Origin of the sequence: Burkholderia sp. Tr-862, assembly GCF_011753085.1 — a bacterium.
GTDB lineage: Bacteria > Pseudomonadota > Gammaproteobacteria > Burkholderiales > Burkholderiaceae > Burkholderia > Burkholderia ambifaria.
The window spans coordinates 1-1,582 of record NZ_VWWG01000370.1; the positions used below are offsets into that span (position 1 = coordinate 1).

2 protein-coding genes and 1 pseudogene are annotated in these 1,582 nt (G+C 72.1%); all 3 read left to right on the top strand.

Annotated features, from left to right (window positions below; genetic code table 11):
- Nucleotides 1-482 (top strand): annotated as a pseudogene (locus F3J14_RS36020) (MCP methyltransferase); the annotation flags it as partial.
- 45 nt (nucleotides 483-527) lie between these two features.
- Nucleotides 528-1,247 (top strand): chemotaxis protein CheW, encoded by a 720-nt coding sequence (locus F3J14_RS34900; RefSeq protein ID WP_166726751.1) that lies wholly within the window; start codon nucleotides 528-530, stop codon nucleotides 1,245-1,247.
- Nucleotides 1,244-1,582, top strand: a 339-nt coding sequence (locus F3J14_RS34905) for an Hpt domain-containing protein (protein ID WP_211080435.1), incomplete at its 3' end; no start/stop codon positions are given. The genes F3J14_RS34900 and F3J14_RS34905, both read left to right, overlap by 4 nt.

Here is a 1,582-nt window from a genome sequence, read left to right on the forward strand (position 1 = left end):
CGTGGAGCGGTAGTGCGCCGTCGCCCGCGGCGCTCGCGCCGGCCGAGCGCCCGATGGCGTTCGAGCCGTTGGCCGACATGCGCGGCGGCTCGCAGACCAACGCGGTCAATGCGGTCCATGCGGTCAATGCGGTCAATGCGGCCAACGTGCCCGCGCCGGCTGCATCGCTCGCCGACGGCGCCGCACCGACGCTCGAGGAAGCGCAGGCGCTGGCCAACGCGGGTGCGTTCGACGAGGCCGAGCGCGTGCTCGCGCGGTTCTCCGCGCACGCGGGGCCGCACGCGGACGCGTTCTACCTGAACGGGCTGATCGCGGATGCGTGCGGGCGTGTCGCGGAAGCGGGCGACTTCTACCGGAAGGCGCTGTATCTGCGGCCGACGCACCACGAAGCGCTGACGCATCTCGCGACCTTGCTCGACGTCGGCGGCGATGGCGCCGGTGCGCAATGGCTGCTCGAGCGTGCGCGGCGCTCGGCAGGATGATGAGAATACGGGTTGGGAGCCGACATCGGGATGACCGAGGAAAGAATGAACCGCGACGCCGTTGCCACTGACGACACGACGATCGGCGTCGACGATTGCTGGAACCGGATCGGCACACGCGGCGACCGCTCGTGCGAGCGGCTGGGCGACTGCCTGCGCTGCCTGAACTGCCCGGTCTACGCGTATCACGCGGCGAAACTGCTCGAACGCCCGCTCGGCGTCGCCGAGATGGCCGACGCCACCCGGCGGATCAGCGCGTTCGACGCGACCGGCGCGCACGGCGCCGACGATGCGCGCCAGGCGGCGCTGGCGTTTCGCGTCGCCGACGAATGGCTCGCGCTGCCGATCGGCGTGCTGCGCGAGATCGCCGGCACGCGCCGGATCCATTCGCTGCCGTATCGCCGCCATTCGGCCGTGCGCGGCGTGGTTAACATTCGCGGCACGCTGCGCATCGCGATCTCGATCGGCGCGCTGCTCGGCCTCGAGGCGGGCAACGGCGGCAGCGGCGGCGGGGGCAGCGGCGGCGGTGACGGCCGTTTCACGCGACTGCTGGTCGCCGCGCACCAGGGCGAGCCGGTGGTGTTTCCGGTCGACGAAGTCGAGGGCGTGCTGCGCTTCGGCGCATCCGAATGGGTGCCCGTGCCGGCGACGGTCGGGCGCGCGAGCGCCGGCCTGTCGCGCGGCGTGCTGTCGTGGCGCGGCAAGTCGGTGGGCCTGCTCGACGACGACCGGCTGTTCGACGCCGTCACACGGAGCATGCGATGAGCGGCGATGACGATCTGAGCCACCTGTCGCTGCTCGAGCTGTATCGCGAGGAGACGCGCACGCAGACCCAGGCGCTGTCCGAACGCCTGCTCGCGCTCGAATCGGGCGAGCCCGATTCCGTCGCGCTGGAGGCGTGCATGCGCGCCGCGCATTCGCTGAAGGGCGCCGCGCGCATCGTCGGCGTGCCGCCCGGCGTCGACATCGCGGGGCGGATGGAAGAATGCTTCGTCGCCGCGCAGGCCGGCACCATCGCACTGACGGCCACGCATGTCGACGTGCTGCTCGCCGGCGTCGACCTGCTGGTGCGTGTCGCCGATCCGCAGGCGCAGCCCGTG